Origin of the sequence: Paenibacillus paludis, assembly GCF_042610515.1 — a bacterium.
Classification (GTDB): Bacteria; Bacillota; Bacilli; order Paenibacillales; family Paenibacillaceae; genus Paenibacillus_AQ.
On record NZ_JBGJZP010000016.1, the window covers coordinates 127,973 to 149,584 of the forward strand.

Genomic DNA, 21,612 nt, shown 5'->3' on the forward strand with positions numbered 1-21,612 from the left:
TTCAATGCGATCCCAGCAGCGCTTCCGAGGCCTGATCTACGATAATGTTGAGAGCAATGGGACCATAGTAAGCGATCCAGAGCGTTGAATTCACGTTATATGCACGGTTATTCTTGACTGCATCAAGGGATTTCCAGACCGGACTGCCCGCCAGAGCCTCTGCCTCTTTGGCAAACAATTCATCCGACAGCAGGAAATAGTGATCTGCTCCGATATCAGCGACTCTCTCCATCGAAATTTCTACGGAGGTGTCATCTTTAATCTCCTGAACGAATGCAGGGACATTTAACCCCAAATCCTCATAAAGAATACTTCCGGTCCGATGCTCGGGACCATGTACCCGAATACCTTCCGGTCTCGGGCGAATCAGCGCTACCGTTTCGTCGCCCAGCTTCGCCGACAGTTTCTCCCGCAGTCCGACGATTTTGTCCTCGTAAGCCTGACGCACTACCTCCGCCTCCGCCTGCTTGCCTGTTATCGTACCGATGGTAGCCAACGTATCCCGCCAATCCTCGTAGAAGTCGAGTACTATTGTAGGCGCAATTTTACTGACACTGTCATACACCTGCTCCTGAAAGTCGGTCATCAATATAAGATCCGGATTCAACGCCACAATAGCCTCAAGATTGGGCTCATCGCGTGTACCGAGGACCTTCACCTCACCCAGTTGGTCGCTTAAATATTCTGGAAACTTGGCGTCCTTCCCTCCAGCCACAACGCTGCCTGCCGGGTGCTCACCAATCGCTATCAATTGATCGACAAATTTCACATCAAGCGCAGCAATCACCTTCGGCTTCCCGGTCAGCGTATATTCGCCCTTCATGTGCTGGATGGTAACCGGGAAGGCTGCAGCAGCCTGCGCCTCCGGCGATGTCTGAGCCTGTGTTTCCGACGCTGGAGACGGCTCGGCTGAAGCTGCAGCAGACGGCTGTGCGGCTGTGCCTGCATTGGTGCCCCCTCCATTGCCGCAAGCCGTCAGCACAAGTACCAGTGCCAGCATCCATACCATTAATGGTCCACATTTTTGGGCGGCGTTTATCTTGCTGCCGGTTGCCTGCCTCTTTGTTGCTCTGTTCATGCTGACTCCCCCTTTTGTATGATAATGATTTTCATTATCATATTATATAAAGCGAGTATAATCGATCAGCACACTCCGTTTCCATGTACTTTTGCGACATTGCAGCCGGATTAATGCGACATTGTGCTCCATAGGAGCATGCTTCCTTTTACACAGTATCCCTTCGGGATTCCGATAATCCAATATAAAAAGACTGCCGACAATACCTTCGACAGTCTTAAGGAAGGGGACCTGCTCCCCTCATTAACTAAGTTAAATATTAATTACCCCAATATTGCTGGGCAATCTGTTGTCCTTGATTAATCTTCGCCCACTGTTCATCTTCCGTTAATTCATTGCCGCCATCACAGGACGCAAACCCGCATTGATGAGAAAGTAATAATCTATCCTTATCAATAATTTTCGAGGCTTCATCAAGCATTTGAACTACACGGGCCTCATCGTCAAGCGTATTGGTCTTAGAAGACAACAATCCAAGTACAATTTCTGTATCAGGCTTATCTTTGAACACCGCAAGCGCCTCAAGGGAGCCTGCACGGTCATCATCCCATTCCAGGAAAAAGCGGTCGTATTTCAGCTGCTTCAAGAACAGATTAGCAATTTTGGCATAGGAGCCACCACCCATATTACGGGAATCATAGTTACCACGGCAGTTATGAGTCCACATTTTGAGGCCTAAGCTATGACCGAAGTCAATGATTGTATTGTTAATGTCAATAAATTCTGTAGCTAGAGCCTGTACTTCCTCTTGATTGATATTCTCGCCGGTATATGGAGAGTTCGGGTTATCATCTGCAAATAGCTCCCATAAGCAATCGTCGAATTGCAGGATTTGTCCTCCAGCAGCAGCAAAATCCGCAACAAATTCCTTATAAGCCTTAACCAGACCGTCTTTAAGCTCATGTCTGTCCTTATAAACCGCTTCTGTGCCGCCAATGTTATCTGACCATGACAGCTCACCAAAAATATGTGATGGAGAAGGTACGCACAGCTTGGTTTCACGGTCGCCAGCAAGGGCTTGAAGTTTCTTAAATACATCAATAAAATGATGGTTCTTCCCGCTCAATTCACCTGTAATGCGCAAACCAATATCTTTTCTAGTCTCATATTTCGAAGCCCCATCTGTATCTCTGAAAAAATATCCATGATCCGCTATATAACGGCTAATGCCTTGGAAGCCCCAGACAAAGTCCAGATGCCACATAGATTTGGAATGTTCCCCATCCGTAAGAATGGACAAACCATTGTTAATTTCTTTATCGACTACAGCCTGAATCGCCTCAGCTTCACACTGCTCATACCCTTGGAAATCCTGGTAAAAAGGATAACTGATATCATCCCGATGTTCAATCTGATGTTTATATTCTAATAAATTCGACGGACGCAACAGGCTGCCTACGATTTGAAATCTATTGCACATGTAAAATCCTCCTCTATATAACCACATGTCTTTCTCTAATGGTTTGATTCTAGCATGGAGGAATATGATCTACATAACACTTAAAAGTAATATCTGGTTATAGTCAAAAAGTATAGTGAGTGTCTAGATTTATCATATGGACTTTAAACACTAAACCCTTATTAACAACGATACACGCATATTTTCATTAAAAAACAAATTCCTTCTCGTTCTCTTCCTCATCCACGTACGTGATTCTATGAGCCTCTCTCCAATGTTTCCAATTGGTGATGCTGTCGACCTCCACACGAAATAACTCCTTATATGGAAGGCTCATCGGGTTAGAAAAATCATAGAAGACAAGCTCGTAAGGAGCTGCCCAATAACAACCGTCCACCACTAAGAGCTTTTTCTGTTCGAAATAAATGATCTCCGCCCAACAAAAGCCACACCCTTTATACGCTGTTTCAGGCACATAATGCCTGGTTTCTTTATTCGATAAATCAACAATCGAGTATCCTTGATAGTCGAGTCCGCAGAGCAGATATTCCTTACCCTGTACCTCTGCCCAACTGAATACAAAAGGATCGTAGTTTCTGTATATGGTGTCGATAAGGTTAGCCTCAATGTCCGTAACGATTCCTTTTGTATACATGTACCTTCTATTTCCGTCTTCATGATAATAATGATGGATTTCAAGCTTGAACTTCCCCGCCGGGGAAAAGCTCGTTTCAGTTTCATCTGGAACATAGAATTTATCCTGGAAGTAGAACAGCTCCTCAGCTCTGCCGCTGAGGAACTGGGCATCCTGGACAATGTTTCTCATAGGAATCCACCTCTCTTAACCTCGCTTTAATGCGCGTGTTCCGGGATTTAGTTCTTATCCTTATTCCTTTTCCTGAACTCCTCTTTGAATTTCTCAGCCTTGGCCCATTCTTCCGGCAGTGTGAAATAATCATCATATTCCTTCAGCGCTTCTGGTGACTGCTTACTTCTCCATTTCCAATAATACATTAAATAACTCTCACCCGCTCCCATTCTCCAACCGATACTGAATGGAGGAATTTCCGGATATGCAACCCACTGCGGTAAAAAGAATTCCGTTTCATACTCCTCCAGACCGTTTCTAACCTCCATCAGCAGCTTTCCCAGCATATTGTGGCCTTGGCCGTCACCGCCATCTCCCCAATAGGCATCATTCGCGGTGTGCTCAACGATTGTACAATCGCCTGTTGAGAGAAGAATCGATTTTATAACGGGATGCTGTTCAACTTTGGCTAGCAGTGCTTCCCGCATAACATTTACCTTGCACTCTTCCCAATCCTGGCGCAGCGACTTATTCCGATCTCGGCCCGACCTTGCCGCCTCCATGGGCGTGCTAGCGAGCCGGATTTCTTCCTCATGCTCAGTCCCTGCAAACTTTTGCGCCTGAAAATAATGCTCGGTGGTTGCCCACTCCTTGCCCTTCAACTCTATCGGATACTTAGCGAAATTGGAGAAACATCCGTAGGGTTTGTCCGTTTCATAGAAGCGGATAACCCGCTCCTCGGGCTTGAGAGTTAGTAGTTCTTTTCTGTTTTCTTCGAGCCATTTCTTTATAACGTCTGGGGTATCCATGATGGTTTGACCTCCTATATCTGGAGTAAGTGCGCACTCGTTTGCCTTTTGCAGAAAACGGTAGACACCTATGCACCATACAATATTGTTAACAACCACTATTTACTTTCTTAGTACTACTCCCTTACATTCACACTTACTATCTTCTTAGCTTGGTCAAGATTCGGATGATCCAGCTTTACTTCTACACGTCCTCTCCGCCGCGCTTCACGCCATACCAGCAGTTCTTCTTCAGTCTCCAGCTTCAACTCGGCTATTTCTAAGGCACGATCGAATATATATTTTGATGTGAAAGTGATAATTTTAACGCCATGACCACCTGGGAGAATAAGCTGTTCCCTTGTTTGCCAGTCCTCTATCTCGAATAAAACATACGGTGTATCTGGAGAATTATGCTTTGAAGGAATTGCAGTAATTTCACCACGTTTGACAATCTTCCAATCTTTTATTTTCCCGTAGTATTTCACACCTACAATTTCATTAGTCTTACCGAAGAATTTCTTAGATTGATAAAGTGCTACATACTCCAATTGTGTAAGGATCTTATGATCCGTGATATTCACAAGCGGTGTATGATAAAATTTATGATTTATAGCTACATCCAATTGCTCCACGCGGCTCATACAACCAACCAGTACATTCTTCCCCGTCATTTTATTTCGGTAGTATTCCTTCGTGCCTCTAGGACGTGTGGAGCGCTCAAAAGCTTTTTCCGGACTATCCTGAATAATCTCATCTAAGAATTGCTCTACCAGGCTTGTGGAATTCGGCAGGAACGGCAAGGCGCCAATGTTCAGCAGCTCAATGCTTTTATAAAATCGGTGGTTCTTAAATCGTTCCTCGTCAGGGTACGGAAATAACACATACGCCCCAAACATGCTTCGCTCATATTCCCCTGAGCCTTTTTCCTGATACACAATGGCGTCCCGATAGCGATGCATCGTGTTGATGTCATCCTCTTCAGGCCCAGGCTGTCCATATTTCCCTTGGTAAGGCGTACCTTCATAAGCAGGATTCAAGCGGTACTTTGCGTCAAAAACATACTTATACTCCTTGATCTGACCAGCATCCTTCTTCTTCAAGGTGAGCACATTATCCGGGCGTTGACTCAGCGTCGGCGTCTTATCCGTTCCAGGAATCGCGTTATAATAAAGGATGAACTGCTCCCCATTCAACGGATTCTCGTAGACCATCTTCGCACTCTGCGAGCGGTCTAGCGTCACAAAAATCCCGTTCCGATTCACTTTTATAATATCCTGCTTCACCAGCTTATACTTCTGCCCCAGGAGCTGATTCAGCTTCAAGAAGCACCAATACTCATAGAGCTGAGCAACATCCTTCATAGATAAGCGGAACAGGTCGCTTTGGATAGACAGGCCTTTAAGCAGCATCAGATAACAGCGATAGACCTCGCGGTATCCAGGAGCCATCTGCAGCACAAGCGTAACGGACATCTGCTTCAGCACTCCAGCCTCACGCAAGAAATCCATCTTGAGCACTCGCTCTAGCTGGGTGAGCATGGCATCTAACCTTTTAATAAGTAGTGGATCTGGGGTTCGGCTGTTCATCTTCCAGCGACCCTTGAGCTCCTTCAGCTTCGCATGAATACGTTCCAGCATCCAGCGGATGAACCGATTCTCATTTGTATCATAGGCGAGCCGTTTACGTGTCTCTATTAAATGTGTGGCTGTATAATTTCGGCTGCCGATTGTCAAGAATCCATGGTTCGTATCTTCTCTCAATCGTTCGGGATGCTTCGCGAGCTCGCGGATATTCTCTCTTCCTGCCTTTTTGACCCGATTGGCATCCACTAGTCGGCGATCCTGGAGCAGCGCATAATTAGGATTCTTGTTAATCCGCTCGACGGCATCCAAGAGCTGTCTAAAGACATGCTGTAGTATGGTGAAGAACTCCGTCAGGCTCTGATGCTGCGTCTCCCGCAGGCCTGTTAGTTGGTAGGTTCGGCGCAAAAAATCAAAGGCCAAATTATAAATCTGCGCGTTCACTTCATTCAAAATATTCTGGTAATCCAGCTTGTAATCCATCTTGGAGGGGAAAATCTCCATTTCTACCCGCAGTAAAGTCTGTCCCGCGCTTCGCACCTCCCACTCCGTCAAACCAACCTCATTCCCAAAGTTCAGAACACCCGCAAGAATAGAGTCCCCTAGAGGCTTAACCGCCTGCCGAAGCAGCACATTCTCATGATAAAAAGAAAGGCTATCCGCGCACTTGTTCTGGATAACCAATTCATACGATTGTGTCTCATAAAAACAAGGAAATACCGACTCATTCGGCTGCCACTCCACCATCCCGCCCAGCTCAGGTGAGAAGACTTTGATCTGCACATTACCCAGCCGTTCGGAGCAATCTAGCCCAAGCTGTGCACTCACCCACTCCTGACTAGAAGAACGATGAAGCTGCAACGTCTCTACCGTAGAATGATAGGGCCGCCCCTGCACATAAAGCGTAAAAAGCTCCGTTTCGATACGGAGCAACTCGGCCGCCCCATTAAGAGAGCCAGAATGAGGTGAATCCATCTTCCTCCAGCCTCCTGAGCATAAAAGCCAATTTACGAGCAGTTTGCGGATGTTTGGCCGTAGGCGGAGTTTGGCCAGCAGCCCATTTCATATAGAGCCATGAGGCATCCTCCATGAGGTCATCAACTTTTACCGTTATACCGGTACCATTACCAATGGCAACCTTCATCAGGTTAAGCAGAACCCGGCGCACGGAAGAATGACTTCCTTGAATGCGCGGCAGAATCTTTTGCAGCAGTTGCCAGTCAAACGCCTCGTCTTCGTCCATCAGGCCATAACGGTCGTTATAAATCATATAGAAGCAAATCGCATCTCGGACCCGGAAGCCCACGTGAGCGTGAATGTCCTCAAGCAGCATATTAATCTTAACCAGTCTCTCCGTAGTGCGGACAACAATCTCTTGATGGGTATCATAAGCATCCACCAGTTGCAAATAATCGGAACGGATGAATAGATGATTCAGCTCCGTAGGATCAGCGGGATCGCCCGCATCTCCTTGCTCCCCCATGTCAGGATACTGCTGCAGATTAATGTAATTGAACTCCAGCGTGCTTGCGCGGTCGAGTACTTTTTTGCTAAAAGGATGTGTGGTCTCGTCCATGTTCACCGTCCCGACCAAGAACACATTCTCCGGGATGCCAAGACTGCCATACTCCTCTTGATCCTCAGGCGTACCCAGCAAGGTAGGAGAGATAAGGTCCTGCGTCGTAATCCTTCCCTCTCGCCACTCCTGTGTTTCCAGCACACTTAACAGATCACTGAAATAATGCTCGACCCGTGCCAAATTCATCTCATCCAGGCAGATAAAATAAGGCTTATGCTGATTCTCCAGCTTCCGCGCATCCACGAACACCTTCGTAATCGGACCCGGTTGGAACCTGCCCGAGAGGTCCTTGTACCCCAGCAGATCCGCAGGATCACTCCAATCCGGCCGGACTGGGATCAAGGTAAACTGACCATTATCCCTCGTTGCTCCAAGCGCCTCCGCAAACAGCTTCACCAGCCGAGTCTTCCCTGTGCCCGATATGCCCGCCAAAATAACAAAAGGCTTGGCCTTTAGCGAGAGGTAAAAGTTTTCAATTAGATGCTCAGGGAAGAAGAAGCCTTGGCGGCGGATGTGGGATTGGATTTGGTGGAGGATACCTGTTACTTGCTCGTCCTTCAGAGGCTCCGCTTCTTGTGGCAATATTTCCACTTCCTCGTCATTGGCTTCATTACCTGTAGTTGTCACAGTGTCCACATATAGACGATAATCTTCTATAACATTTTCCAGATCTCGAATCAGTTGTTCATCGTTCGGAACGCTTCCTCTTTCGTACTTAATGTAAGCAACAGTCGATACCTGATAATCTTGACCAAGTCCGCTATTCATGAGACGAATATTCTCATCCTTATTCATATGGGTAAGAGAAAGGAGCTCTCGAATCTCATGTGTTTGGTTTCGTAGATAAGCATAGCCTTCTCTACGTCCCTTCTCTTGAATAGGTACCGTCACTCCTTGGTTAAACGTAAGATAGACAGCACTCATATCCTCAGCAAACAGATACACTACATATTCCCCATGCTGAGTCGTTTCTGTGATCCGTTTATCCAGGATTGCTAGCCAAGGAACGGTTGCCCAATTTCCTTGTCCAACGGAACCTTGAACCTTGTATTGCTCATCTATGAAAGGTAATGCTTTGAGCTCGGAAGGAAGTGTCTGACGAAACAATGTACCAAGTGCATGACCCGCGAAAGGTTCCTTTTTGGCAGATGTATACTCCGCCATAATCTTCTCCAGATAACCTTGCAAAGAGAAATGCTGCAAAGCAGCGTTGTAAGACTGGAATTCCTCATTGGCTAGTCTCTCTAATTCTGAAAGCTCCTCTTCCCCTAGCTGTTTTTGAAGCTGGCTATGAAAACCTACGGTGTTATCTTCCGAATTCACAAACAAAATATGCGAAAGTGCATTAACAGGACTGTTAATGATATCTTTAAGCTGACTTTTAGGTGCTTCCCTCCACAGCTCCCGCCCTGGTGGCTTATCTACCTGGTTTCCACTTTCTTGTTCAGCTATAAAATAGTTAAGAAACCGCTCTTTAACACGATCGAATGAAACCCGCTCCTGTTTGGTTGCTCTCAACTCTTCAATTAAGGATAGGATTAGGACCATTTTATATGATTTTTGTTTTCGCTTGAAAATCTGTGTGACTGTTTCCGGTAATGGCATGTTGTCCTCCAAGGTTGTTAACGATTTTTAGTAGTCGATGTAATTTTCTCTATATGAAGCTTGCGGATCGCTGGGTCTTTAATATTAGCTTGGCTCAGTTGGTCATATATAGATTCAACCTGTACTTGAGAAAATAACGGTTCTGGGTTTTCCTCCTTTAAACGGAGCAGCTTCCTAGAGATAAATTCACTCAACTCTACATCATAAATGACAAGCTCGTTAGACTGAATTTGGCGAAGCTCTGGATCTATGCTAAAGCGGCATCTCATTGTAAATGAAATAATCGATATAGATCTCATCTTAGGATTACCCTTAAGAAGACTTTCAACGGCCTTAATATGTCCATAGTTTTGCTTCAGCGGATTATACATCTTGTATCGATTGCTGACTGTCCATTGTTGGTCCGTTCACCCACCTTTAATTTCCCCATTGTAGTTTTTCGTCTCGATGACAAATAATCAATACGGGGAAATAACAACATGATCAATCTGAGTGTAGCCTGTTCGAGATTTGGCATTAGGGAGCATTAGATCACTTAACGATTTACACTCCTTAGGTAGCTGGTCAAGTTGGATATGGATTTTATGTTCGCCTAACTCTCCAATTCTTGTGGCAGTAACCTTCGGTTTCGACTTAGGAGTTGGTAGCTTAGTGTCGGATTTCTTGAAGATAGACAATAGCGCTTTAAACATAGCAAAACCTCGTATCATCTAGATTTTCAATATGTATGGTTATTCGACAATATGGGAATGTATCCCTTTATTCGGATTATGAGTGGAAGCCTGCTCACCTTATGAATGAACAACATCAAAAGAACCACAAATTTTCCAAACATATAGACAAAGAAAAAAGACTGTCGCTGGACAGTCCAAAAGTAAAGTATGTGTTTATCCCCTTTGGTTCCGATATCTATGTGCTATTTCGGCAGCCACAGGGCATGTCTTATTCCGAGAGAACTGAAGGGGCAGTAAAGGCATTTGCAAGTTGCATGCCATCCTTTAGTCCTTGTAGATATAAACGTTCATAAAGAACGGCTTGCTTCGATTGAAGCTTGTCCTCCCAGTACTCAAACTCTGGCATAAGTGCAATGTCCATGGAGTCAAACAACGCTTGAAAAGCTTTGCTCTCTTCTTCAAAAGCATGTCTAGGCTCAGACTGATGTTCGATCTGTGCGGTTACCTCATTCAATCGACCTTGAATCGTCTGTAAAAACCATGCCGGAAAGTTCACCATATCCCCTCCAAGACAGAAGTTCAAATGAAATGACACTGCATCTCCATTTTTTTCTTGATACATCTGATTAATGAGTTCATCCACCTTACGGCTCTGGGCCTGAACCGCTTCATTGCTGCTTAGCGGAATTCCCTGCTCCAGTGATTTCTGTCCGATTTCATTCAGCTTGCGCTTCTCTTCCTCATATTTGTGCTTCAGATGTTGCATTACACCCCCTCCTTCCTGGAAAAGCTATGTCTGTAGACGATGTACAGCAATTTTAATGCGTTTATCGGTTTATTTTATTTTAATTCGATATTCGCATTAAAACAATACTTACCTCGCATACAATTTGGTTAATATTGTGAGGTGACACCGAAATGAAGCATCGCAAAGAGCCCCCAGGTGACAAAAACATCATCGGGACCCGAGTTGTAGCCATTCGAAAAGCTAAGCGAATGAAGCAAAAGGATTTCCTCGCCAAGTTACAAACCTTCGGTTTAGACATCAGCCCGACCAGTTTATCGCGATTAGAAGGTCAACATAGGCTCGTGCAGGATTATGAGGTGGTGGCAATTGCGAGAGCGCTGGATGTTTCTGTTGGGGAGTTGTTGGGGGAGGTTGGATGAAGGGATAGTGGGATAACTCTGGTACTGTAAGGTTTCGTTAAATGGGGTTAATGGGTTAATGGGGTTCTGTCAATGATTTTGTGTGTAAACTTTCCCCCGAGGTGGTTTTAGCACAAGTATTGGCCGACCCGATCAGGAAGAAATACAGAAGCCGGAGCAATATCTGTTCATAACTTTTATCTTTGTATTTGCTTGCAGATGACACCCATCTTGTTAAGAATGCTTGTACAGTCGTCCTTCAGTGGTTGAAATAGGTCTTGCCTTCTTCATTTTTTTATGGAACTGCTATTGATGACATTTTCGTATGCTGAAATCTCCATGTCTGATTACGAGAATATCTGTTTTGCCCGATATCGATAAAAAGAAATTCATTTAGCATTAATCCCCCTCGAGTGTTTAATTGATCTAACTCTTATTTAAACCATTGCATTTTTGGATGATCGATGGCTTCATCCAAGGTTTGTAAACCCTCCTGCTAAATTTTCAATTCATTCCGATTTTAAGCAACACTAATCCATTAATATTGATGTTCAGCAACAAATTCATATATTCTCAGTAATCTTTGTAACTTTTCATCTCCTCTACCACCTCCAAGTACGAAGGAAGAGTCGCTCCTGCGACTCAATCCTCTTTTAAGCTTTCCAAGATCATATTCACTTTTTGGGCAACGTCCGAGTTCTGCTTCATTTTGGCATACTCACGGAATGCATCCTGTAAGAGTACACCTTTCTCTTTTTTACTAACAAATGACCATGTATTCAGCAAATCAATAAAATCGATATCGAATCTGAAGCTACTTGTAGTCTTTGATTTTGTCATTATGTCCCTCTATTCTATGATATTTCCTTTTCACCTTTAAAATGAATACGACTTTTCTCTGAGAGCCTCGTGTTGTATATATCACTAAGTATATCCAGATATTGACTAATTTGATTCCGTGGTTGCAGGTAACCGCTCATATATTCAAGCTTCTTAGTCATATTATCATGGTTGTATTTTGTGCTATTTGAAAATAGCAGGAATGCCTTAATAAACTTTGTCGACTTATAAGTTTCATTAAAGTATGACGAGAAATCTTCGAGTAGGTTCATAAATCTCTGTACTTCTTCGATATTTTTCGCCTTATAGTGACCATTTTTGAATGCCGTCATCGCATCCTGTTCATTCAGCTCCCCTCTCGTTAATGAAATTCCTAAAATTGGCTTAATTGCGTTACTCTCGATAAAATCCTTTAGTAAGATGTAGTCAAAGAATTTCTCTTCTTTTTCGGCTAATGTCGCGTAACCGTTAAGAAAGTCAATCGGCTTCCAATTATTACTCTTTTCATTTAAACGGTGAACTTCTGATAGACCGTATCCCTCACATATAATATAGTACACTGGCAGCTCTAAAATTGATTGGGATTTAAAACGATGCTGCCCATCAATAATTTCATATTTCTCATTAATGATAATTGGTGTAATTAATTGTCTCTGTTGCATGGACTCAATAAGACGTTTTACATGCAACTCGTTGATAATTCTGTTTCCATCTATGGTATTAAACCTGTCATAGTCTTGGGTTACGAATACTTCAGTGTATTTATCATGGTCCCTTACTTCTTGCTCCATCATTCAGAATCTCTCCTTTGTTTTAAACGCTGTAATCGCTTTACCTCATTATTAACTGTATAGTTCTTCCTTGTTTTTGTACCACACTGTTTGCACTCAGAACGGAATCTTTTCACAGTATAATTAAAGTTGAATTCACGAAGTGTTTTTTCCATATTGCACTTAGTGCATGTCTTAATCTGGTTTAAGTCAATGTCCTGTGGGATAACTCTCTCGATTTCAACATACCCAATTGCGTCCATTCGCTCTTTGAGTTGCTTTTCGCGTTTACGATTGCGATATTGAGTAGATGTACATAGTCTGCACGTATTTGAAAATCCATCTTTAGAATTAAGGCTCTTTGTGAACTCTATTACCTTTTTAGTTTCCCTACAACTTTTGCATCGTTTTTCAATAATTACACTCTCTAAGACTTGTTTCTTAAGCTCCTCTCTTCGCTTCTTACCGAGTTCTCCTCTACACACTTTACAATAGGTTTGTAAACCATCCAAAGAATAGCTATGTTTGCTGAACTCGCTTCTTTGCTTTAGTTCCTTACAGCGAGAGCATTTTTTTTCGGCTACTTGGTAAACGTCCGGATTCGCCTCTCGTCTTGCTTTAACATTCAAATCGTACTCAAGCTGTGACAATTTATCGCAATCACGGCATGAGTTTCGCAATCCATCTTTTGAAGATTTGTTTATTAGGAACTCCTCTCTAAGTTTTATTCTCTTACAACGAGTGCACTGTTTTTCGACAACTAATTCTTTTGGTTCCAACAAAGGCTTTATGAGCGTTTCTTTGTCTTTTAATCTAACACATTGTTTGCAAATGTTTTCTTGCGAATAAAACTCAGTGGTTGCCTTGACCTCCTTACACGTTTTGCATTGTTTTTCGCCAATCATATTTAAACACCCTCCTGTTTTATATATTATAATAAATCAAATAATATGTAAAACATATATTTCGAAACTACAAACCTCAGAAATACGACAAATAACCAAATACGTGTTTAATATCCTAATCCCCCCCCAAAAAAACATGTTTTACATCGCAATTATCTAGAAACAGATCCTATTTTTAAGAATTCTAAAATCTGTTTATACGTGGTTATTCGTCTACAAGCTATTTTATTAATATATCAACGTTACACTTTTCGATATGTCGTCTTTAAACAGAGTCGTCCTTACCAATATTAGTCTAGGTGTGTGTTAGGTAATTTCGGAGCAGTTAAGACACTGTAGTATCAATACATATTTGGGACATGCGTTGAGAAATACTAATCATGCAACGGCGGCAGATAGATTTAAATATCTGTTATAAAACAAAGACGCTGAGATAATTTTTTCAGCGTCACCAGATTGTCGAGAAACCCTGGTCAATTAATGACCTTGGGTTTCTTTAGTGTTTCAAAGTCGGCGTGCGAGCGGGAAAACGAGGGGGTAGCCCGGTTGTTCTCGGCGATCCATGCCTTGTAGATCGCATCTTCTTCATGTTCTGCACGGCTGCTGTCATCAGCGTTTGTTCCCAGACATTTGGGACTCCGCACAACCGGCAATAGCGAAACCCATGGAGCTCTTTAGCATCCGCAAAGCTTCGCTCAATCGTTCTTTTCGTTTGCGGTACAGCTATTTTCCGGACGTGCTGAACCGGTTGTTCCAGACCCAATCCTTGCTGTCCTCCCAGACACGCCGGGTCACCACATTTCGGTGATTTTTGGATTGCATACACTGGTTTAAAAACAGACCTTTCTTACAGTGCTCTGGATCAGACGCATACCGCTGGTAGCCTTTGCGATCCTTCATCCGGTACTTCAGTTCTTGGCTGGCTGGACAGACGTACACCTCTCGTTCAACGACAAAAGTAAACTTCCATTTTGGAAACATCCCTTTCTTGGGATGGAATCTCCGGTGATCAATAACGGCAATAATCTTTCGGCTTTACTGTAGTTACAGTTTTGATGTCGGACAACAAGAGTACTTGAATAACTCGTCTACTTGCCATAACCCACTCCTACTAATCTTTTCGACTGGGGATGATCGTCCAAGCCAATTGTTTGAGGCATCGTACAATTTCAGTTTTAAGCTGTAGAAATCAACTTTGATTCGAGGTATAGCCACTCTTCTATACTCTCCACTTCATTAACATGAAATGAGAACTGCCCTTGGATACAACCAGTATAATCACTCCCTTTGGATAAATAACATCATTCATTTTGATAACAATATTTTGCAAAGATAAATTTCACAAGAACCGTTAACCTATCTCATTTTAATTTGTTCATTAAATTACATTAGAAGCAATAAAGATTTTGTAGATATACTGCTACAATATCAATATAAAACACTACAATTGAGTTACATTAGGACGCAAGCATAAAAAAACGGATGTCATCATTTCAATCGTCGTATGGATGGTGGTAAAATTTATAGTATCAATATCAATTAAACCTCACGAGATAATGTAAGAAGTCTCCCTGGACTAAAGCATGTAGTATAAATTCGGGGGAACTAGCATCCCAAATTAATCCCCGTAGGAGGAATTATGTTTAAAATAAAAACCTATGATTATACCAATAAAAACTTTGATGAATGGGAAATACCTTTTGACTATCACTGTGTCTACATATTAGAAAACGGTAAAGAGGCTTACATCGGTGAAACCAACAATACCATCAGAAGAGCGAAGGAACATTCCAGCAACTCACCCAAAAATAAGAATAAAAAATATCTTTTCAATAAAATCCATATAATTACCGGATCATCAATGGAGGAAACTCCAGCCAAGCATTATGAAAACCTGCTAATAAAACTGATGAAAGTTGATAAAAAGTTTCATATTGTGAATGGCAGTGACGGCCAAAAGCCGCATTATCAAAGGAAAAATGATTTTGAACAACATTTTGATAGGTTATGGTTCCAGCTTGAGGAAAAGGGGCTGGTAAAAACGAAAGATTTTAATATGATTATCAACTCAAATGCATATAAGTATTCTCCTCATACTACCCTAACCGAAGAACAACAAAGAACCTTAACAAGTATTGTTCACACCATTGATTCCGGTGAAACTTTACCACATGAACAGACTTTCAATACAAGGCCAATTCTAATAAGTGGTGACGCAGGAACCGGCAAAACTATTGTAGCTACTTCATTGCTCCATTATTTAAAAAGCAATGAGCGTTATAAAGATAAAAAAATCGCATTGGTGTATGCAAATCCCTCCACTCGCAGCGAAATTCAAGAGGTTTTTAAAAACACAGATGGGTTGAGCAAAAAAGATGTTATCAGCCCAGTGGACGTCACCAAACAACACTACGACATTATTATTTGCGATGAAGCTCAACGATTGAGAAAAGGTAAAAATCTCGGAATGTATTATGTACATTTTAAAACAGGGAATGCACGACTCGGATTCGATAAAACACACGATGAATTAGATTGGATTATGGCTAATTCCAACTACCAAATTCTATTCTACGACGGAAAACAAAGTACATGTCCTTCCGACATATCACACGAACACTTTGAAGAACGACTATATGAAAGAAAGCGGGGGATTCGTCCTATAGAGCTAGATGAACAGCTACGAATAAAAGCTGGCAATAGCTATGTCCCTTACATCTACGATATGTTATATCAAAGAACTATTAACAAGCTTGCATTTGAAAACTACGATTTTAAACTATTTACCTCATTTTCCGATATGGTGAGCGTTCTTGAGGAAAAGGAAAAAGCCATTGGTTTATGCAGACTTTGTTCGGGATATGCCTGGGAGTGGAAAGGTAAAGAAGATAACACATTAGTAGATATCAGTATTGACGGTGTCAACATTAAATGGAACAGTCAGACAGGTGGTTGGTTAAGCAATTTGAATGCCAAAAAAGAGATGGGTAGTATCTATACATTGCCTGGTCTTGATTTAAACTATGCCGGAGTTATTATTGGTCCAGATCTCGGTTTTGATAAGTTAGACAATGTGATAAAAGTAAATAAGGATAATTTCTTCGACAACAAAGTAAAGAACGGAATAACTGATGAAGAACTGAAAGCTTATATTCTTAATACATATGCGGTGTTTCTAACTCGTGGCATCAGAGGAACATATGTCTATATTTGTGACGATAACCTAAGAGAATACTTGAAGAAGTATATCCCTTATTACTAACTTTAATCAAGCTGTATATTATCCTTGACAAGAAATAATTCTTTTCTTCCAATAAAATACATCAGTGCCTTTGGGTTACTTATGAGAGCCTGGAGGAGCTGCACTCCTTATTGAGTTTACTACCGATGCATATTCGACGAGTCGGTCCGCTGCGTCTCCGTAGAAAGCGAAACCCGCTAACCATCAGGTCAGCGGGTTTCACTTTAATTTCCGTATAGAGCTGAGGGGAGTCGAACCCTTGTCCAAACCAATTACAATCCGCACCAACACCGCCACACAGTCCACATGTGATGTGTGTACACTGAAAACAATTAACAGGAATAGCATCTGCTCAAATGAAGGGGCGGCAAAGACTAGCCGCCTTTTTAACGCATAATTTTCCTGGAAATTATTGCCCGCAAGAATCACTCACTATAATAGCAGGGAACAAGGAAGTTCAGAACGTTGAACCATTCTATATACTTTTATCTTTTTTGTGAAATGACATTGTTCAATAATTTTAACTCTTTATCCATTTTAGCTATCAGTCGGTGTACGACTTTCTTCTGGATAATAGTAATATAGTTTTCTATTAACTCATAATCAATTTCACCGTTTAACGTCACAGGTAACTTTATTTCTACCTCAGGAGCATCAGAAGCATAAAAATTTCTTGAGTAACTAAACTTCCCTGCAATAGCACTATTTATATTTGGCTGTATAAATTGGAGAACAGCTCTGCTGAACTTCCCATCTGTACGATGCAGAACTGTTACATGGTCGTCAGCTCCGAATTTATATCCTCTATAAAAAGTTATACCAAACATATCAATTGTTAGACTGTTAGCTGGAAAAACTTCTGCTTCAAAGTTTCCGATGTAATCAGAAAAACCCATTTTTTCGACACCTGCAGTTATAAATGGTAGTTCCCCTACAATTCGATCAAGAGATTTGATACGTTTGCCTCTTTTTATCGTGTCGAACAATTCCTCAAGTTTAAAGGGTTTTACATTGGCAGACGAATATTTTTCTATAATAGCCTTGTCATCATATGAGAGAAGCGTATCCTCTATAGATGAATATCCTAACTTCAGTAAGTAACCCTCAATACGCTCCACATATTGCTTCTCAATGTGTTCCACGGATTGCTTCTCAATGTGTTCCACGGATCGCTCCATAAATTCCCAATCGAGTTCATTATCGCTTTCACTAATGAATGGAAGTGTAACTACTGTGTTCTTTAATATATCTTGCGTAGCTTTGGCGTTATAATCAAATATTTTAGCAAATACATGGAATATACTACTCTTAATATATAGCGCAGTTCTTAACGTCATTTTCTCATGTCCAATTATACTTGTTGCCGCATGGTCTTCTTTCAGATAAAAAGGCTCAGTAACAATATTAATTGAGTGGTTATTTGAAGCCACTAATAGATAGACATTTTTTTCAACGTTGTTTAGAAATTTTGAGTCAATTGACATATATTCAATAATACCGTTATTTGTTAATGACTGACCAAAAAAAGGATACTTCTCATCAGATTCTATCCTATACATTGCAATATCTATAGGCTTAACCCGCTTGATGCCAGGTATCCAGTAAAGAACATCTATTAGTTTTGTTTGTTTAAATGTAGTCACTTATTGATCACGCTCTTTCAATAGTTGACTGACCTCAAATGAAAGATATTCACCGATGACTGACATGAAATCTTCTTCTGTTGGAGAAGTATCATTGACTTTATGCTTCTCAAAATTCCAATCTTCACCGCTATTTGTGATTAAGTCTTCGATATACACATCTTCTAAGTTCCACAATTCATTATGAAAATCTTTATTTTTGGAGGCATTTTTTCCTAATCTAAATATTTTAACTATATCTTGATAACGTTCTGTTGGATGATCAATTTCAAGATTTCCTCTTAGAGTACGCTTATGTCCATCATTTCTAAAGTCGATAAATTTAACAGTATCCATTTCGAAATTATGTGGTTTTCCTGCTTCAAAGACATAGATTGATGTTTGCACACCTGCGGATGGTTGGAATGTATCGACCGGCATTTTTATACTAGCAATCATTGTATTGTTTTTGAGTATCCGCTTATTTGTTTTGGACGCTTTTCCATTACCTGCGGAATCTTGAATGATAATTGCAGCTAGTCCACCTTTTCTCATAAATTTCAATCCGTGTTCGATAAATGGCATGCCATTTTCCTCAAATGTAAAAGGTGGATTTAATAGTAGCTTATTTGCCCTGAATTTTTCGTACAACTCAGGCGGACGGTCAAATGAGCTTCCCTTCTGAATATTACTAGAACCATCACCACGAAGTATCATATTTGTTGAAGCCAGTGTAAACATTTTTGCATTTAGTTCCACCCCAAGGAGTTGACGCTCCTTGATTTTTTTAATTTTTTCTTTTGCTTCTGTAGTTTTTTTGCCATAGTTTTTTTCTGCATCTTGTATCATTGTCTCCATCGAAGCAATAAGGAAGCCTGCACTACCTGTTGCTAAGTCCATTACATGAGAATCCATGTTGACATCAAGTATTTGTGACATCATCTTTGTAATATATGGTGGTGTTAGTACAATACCGATTTCTTTACCGTCACCCAGTGCATATTTCAAGAAGACGCTGTACATTTCTCCCATGATATCAAGGTGTCCTGCTGTTCCATCAATTGCTGAATAAACATACTCATAAATATATGTGAAGACTTGCTTCGTTACGGAAGCCTTTCCGTTTATAAGTGTTGAAACTTTCTTATCGAGATCTGTCAGTTCATCACGGTCTTTATCGAGAGAAATTGCTTCACGGAACGATCCAAGCATCAAAATACGTTTGCTCTCAGGGATTCCTTTAGTCGTTAGGTATTTGGTTATCTGCTTTACAATCCGCATACCGTCACGGTCTTCTTCATATTGGTCTCCCTTTAAATCTTCGGGGATCAATCCTATGGCTTTGACTTCTCCATTTTTATTTAGAACATCCTGCATTGCAAGGAGCATACCCGATACATAAACAACACGTTGGTCTACTGGAATATTATGATTGTTCATAAGCACATTTAAGTTGTTAGCATGTTTCTTCAATAGCTCTTGAGAATCGATTAAGATACGATGTTTTTCTTTCTCGCTAAGTGTTGCCTCTTCATAAAAACTGTCAAACGTTTTCTTGTTTTCTAAAAAGTTGAAGTTTGTATAACTAGACATTAACTTTGGCTCAGCAGAAGAACCAAATACATAATAAACGGCAATCGATACATCATCTTCAGAATCACCTACAACACCTATTGCAATAACTTCGTTATATTTGTCAGAAGCAATCATGTTCTGTGCATAATAGACTGCACCATTTACGGCATAGTTGCTTATGGATTTGTCGTCCATTCTCAAACCGTTTTTTGTTGTTGCAATAAGTTTATTTGTGTTAAGTTTATTCTCAATAACAACTGGAATCGAATAAACTTCAATGTGAAAGTCAGGTTTTCCAAAATTGGTTTTATTCTTAGTCTTAGCAGAACCTTTCAATGCTTCCTTCATATATTCAGACATATTTGACTCAACATTGAAACTTTTTTGATTTTCCATACCAATATTTTCCAACTTTTTCTTTACATAGTCGTTTACTTGGTCTTCTAGTTTCCATTTTAATTGTTTTGTTACACTCACTTGTTATTCTTCCTCTCAATTCCTCAATATGTTTTCTTCCTTATAAATTTGGTTTCCCTAATTTAGGTTTCTCTTACAATTTCACAAGTTGTATACAGATTCGACATAAACATCAATGATCAAGTAATGTATTCTATCTGGTCTGATAATAGTTTAGAGTTATCTTTATCAATACGCCCGATGAATAATGAATATTTCCCAATAGCATTTCCCCCTAAACGGTAGTTCTTTTATTATATCCGTACCCAGCAGCTAGTGAAAAGAACTTTCTATCAACGCCGAAGTTAAGGATTGTCATACCCGCCTGAAAATTTCACTAATACCTTTTGTACGCACAAAGAAAGACCCAACCATATTGGCGGGGCAAAACAAGAGGCGTGATGTTTCTAGTATTAGCATGAAAACGGTTAATATATCTATCTTCCTATTAAATTAAATAAAAAATGCTGTAAAAAGTACCCTTCTCCTCCAAATAACCTTTCCTACCCAATCTATTAAAATCTCCAGAGATCATCGTTACATCCTGCAATTACCTTAGCTTTCTTATGCCCCGCTTTGTGCGGGATGTCCCTCGCGTTGGTGATGAGTATAGCATCATCTCACCGGTGCGGGAGGCTTTCTTAACGACCACTTGGCGCAGCAGGCCACGTCCAATCTCTTCATTATAGACGGAGATGCCAAGTTCTCTGCCGACACGCTTCACCGTACAAGAAATCCACTTGAGAAGTAAAGTTAATCATTCACTTCACAACGTACTACGCCTTATTTCATAAAAATACCGCACAACCGGGTGCTTCAACTCCATCTTCTCGGCCATACCCAAGATCCGCTTCTTCCCAACTCTTCTATCCACCAAAGCCAGTATATTCAATACCATATCACTGCTCTCTAAGCTCTCCTCTATAGGAGTAGTCAGAAACTTATTAGCCACAACAATAAAATTCGATTTACTTAATGCAGCCTGTGCTGACATTAGCTCTTTGGCATGTTCGGTACTTTTTCTGCTTCTGGCCATTACTATTAGGCGTTCCTCCGGCACTGGTCCCTTAGTAGCTACTCTGACCGCTTCAATGTCGCTACTTGTGACAGGAATCTGGATATCCGGATCATTCTTAATTTCCAGCTCCGTTTGATACCATCTGATAGTGTTCGTTTTATCACTCATATTGAGTACGTTCTTTTTATCTACCGAGATATAACAAATCCCTGATTTATCAGGCAGATAACGGTAACCTGGTGCGCGGTATTCTACCCTTCCATTTAGCGCAGGACAGAGAAAGCCCTCCAGTTGTTGCTTCAATTTGCTCCAGGACATGTGATCCCCTCCATATAAAAACAGAGGAAAGGCTTGTTGGCTCCGGGTTTATCCCCTCTCCATTCAGCCGATCCTCAATCATTTGACTTCAATTTTCTGTTTAAGCCAAATGCCGCCCGCGCACAGCTTTATTTCTCTCGAAATGGCAATTCCGAGCCTGAATAACATTCAAGCGTATACACCAATTTCATCACCCAACAAACGGAC

At 41.3% G+C, this 21,612-nt stretch carries 15 protein-coding genes and 2 pseudogenes; 2 read left to right on the plus strand and 15 right to left on the minus strand.

From position 1 onward, the window contains the following. Position 1 precedes the first annotated feature (1 nt). The 8 genes and pseudogenes from ACAN56_RS25425 to ACAN56_RS25460 form a co-directional block, all read right to left on the minus strand. Entirely contained in the window at positions 2 to 1,078 is a 1,077-nt protein-coding gene (locus ACAN56_RS25425; protein WP_379146246.1) for an ABC transporter substrate-binding protein, read from the minus strand. Between the two features lie 259 nt (positions 1,079 to 1,337). Further along, entirely contained in the window at positions 1,338 to 2,498 is a 1,161-nt protein-coding gene (locus ACAN56_RS25430; protein WP_379146248.1) for a cobalamin-independent methionine synthase II family protein, read from the minus strand. 187 nt (positions 2,499 to 2,685) lie between these two features. Next, complete coding sequence (locus tag ACAN56_RS25435; RefSeq protein ID WP_379146251.1) at positions 2,686 to 3,303, minus strand: hypothetical protein; 618 nt, start codon at positions 3,301 to 3,303, stop codon at positions 2,686 to 2,688. A 47-nt stretch (positions 3,304 to 3,350) separates the two neighbouring features. Next, a complete protein-coding gene (gene ybiA / locus ACAN56_RS25440; protein WP_379146253.1) occupies positions 3,351 to 4,094 on the minus strand; it encodes a riboflavin biosynthesis intermediates N-glycosidase in 744 nt (247 codons plus the stop codon). Positions 4,095 to 4,210: 116 nt separating this feature from the next. Next, the gene (locus ACAN56_RS25445; protein WP_379146256.1) at positions 4,211 to 6,631 is read right to left on the minus strand and encodes a DUF2357 domain-containing protein; all 2,421 of its coding nucleotides are present in this window, start codon (positions 6,629 to 6,631) and stop codon (positions 4,211 to 4,213) included. Then, positions 6,603 to 8,840 carry an MrcB family domain-containing protein gene (locus ACAN56_RS25450; RefSeq protein WP_379146258.1) on the minus strand — a complete coding sequence of 746 codons (2,238 nt, stop codon included), beginning with the start codon at positions 8,838 to 8,840 and terminating at the stop codon, positions 6,603 to 6,605. The genes ACAN56_RS25445 and ACAN56_RS25450 overlap by 29 nt, the downstream gene beginning before the upstream one ends. Positions 8,841 to 8,857: 17 nt before the next feature. Beyond that, positions 8,858 to 9,550, minus strand: a pseudogene (locus tag ACAN56_RS25455) (nuclease-related domain-containing protein). A 232-nt stretch (positions 9,551 to 9,782) separates the two neighbouring features. After that, positions 9,783 to 10,280, minus strand: a complete 498-nt coding sequence (locus ACAN56_RS25460; protein ID WP_379146260.1) for a hypothetical protein — start codon at positions 10,278 to 10,280, stop codon at positions 9,783 to 9,785. Positions 10,281 to 10,432: 152 nt separating this feature from the next. On the opposite strand from ACAN56_RS25460, the gene ACAN56_RS25465 reads away from it, so the two are divergent. Then, positions 10,433 to 10,681: a helix-turn-helix domain-containing protein gene (locus ACAN56_RS25465; protein WP_379146263.1), complete on the plus strand. Its 249-nt coding sequence runs from the start codon at positions 10,433 to 10,435 to the stop codon at positions 10,679 to 10,681. Positions 10,682 to 11,302: 621 nt separating this feature from the next. Here the strand turns inward: ACAN56_RS25465 and ACAN56_RS25470 are convergent. From ACAN56_RS25470 to ACAN56_RS25485, 4 genes and pseudogenes are all read right to left on the minus strand, one after another. Next, entirely contained in the window at positions 11,303 to 11,500 is a 198-nt protein-coding gene (locus ACAN56_RS25470) for a hypothetical protein (RefSeq protein ID WP_379146265.1), read from the minus strand. Between the two features lie 14 nt (positions 11,501 to 11,514). Next, positions 11,515 to 12,294: a ParB N-terminal domain-containing protein gene (locus tag ACAN56_RS25475; RefSeq protein ID WP_379146268.1), complete on the minus strand. Its 780-nt coding sequence runs from the start codon at positions 12,292 to 12,294 to the stop codon at positions 11,515 to 11,517. After that, on the minus strand, positions 12,291 to 13,175 hold the full coding sequence (locus tag ACAN56_RS25480) for a hypothetical protein (protein WP_379146270.1): 885 nt from the start codon (positions 13,173 to 13,175) through the stop codon (positions 12,291 to 12,293). Before ACAN56_RS25480 ends, ACAN56_RS25475 begins: the two co-directional genes overlap by 4 nt. Before the next feature lie 496 nt (positions 13,176 to 13,671). Then, positions 13,672 to 14,204 (minus strand): annotated as a pseudogene (locus tag ACAN56_RS25485) (transposase); the annotation flags it as partial. 610 nt (positions 14,205 to 14,814) lie between these two features. Here ACAN56_RS25485 and ACAN56_RS25490 point away from each other — a divergent pair. Beyond that, positions 14,815 to 16,437 (plus strand): DNA/RNA helicase domain-containing protein, encoded by a 1,623-nt coding sequence (locus ACAN56_RS25490; protein WP_379146273.1) that lies wholly within the window; start codon positions 14,815 to 14,817, stop codon positions 16,435 to 16,437. A 464-nt stretch (positions 16,438 to 16,901) separates the two neighbouring features. On the opposite strand, the gene ACAN56_RS25495 is transcribed toward ACAN56_RS25490, so the two are convergent. The 3 genes from ACAN56_RS25495 to ACAN56_RS25505 all read right to left on the minus strand — a co-directional run bounded on the left by ACAN56_RS25495 (position 16,902) and on the right by ACAN56_RS25505 (position 21,405). Further along, positions 16,902 to 18,059 (minus strand): restriction endonuclease subunit S, encoded by a 1,158-nt coding sequence (locus tag ACAN56_RS25495; RefSeq protein WP_379146276.1) that lies wholly within the window; start codon positions 18,057 to 18,059, stop codon positions 16,902 to 16,904. After that, on the minus strand, positions 18,060 to 20,090 hold the full coding sequence (locus tag ACAN56_RS25500; protein WP_379146278.1) for an HsdM family class I SAM-dependent methyltransferase: 2,031 nt from the start codon (positions 20,088 to 20,090) through the stop codon (positions 18,060 to 18,062). A 745-nt stretch (positions 20,091 to 20,835) separates the two neighbouring features. Then, entirely contained in the window at positions 20,836 to 21,405 is a 570-nt protein-coding gene (locus tag ACAN56_RS25505) for an SF0329 family protein (RefSeq protein ID WP_379146280.1), read from the minus strand. Between the last annotated feature and the right edge of the window lie 207 nt (positions 21,406 to 21,612).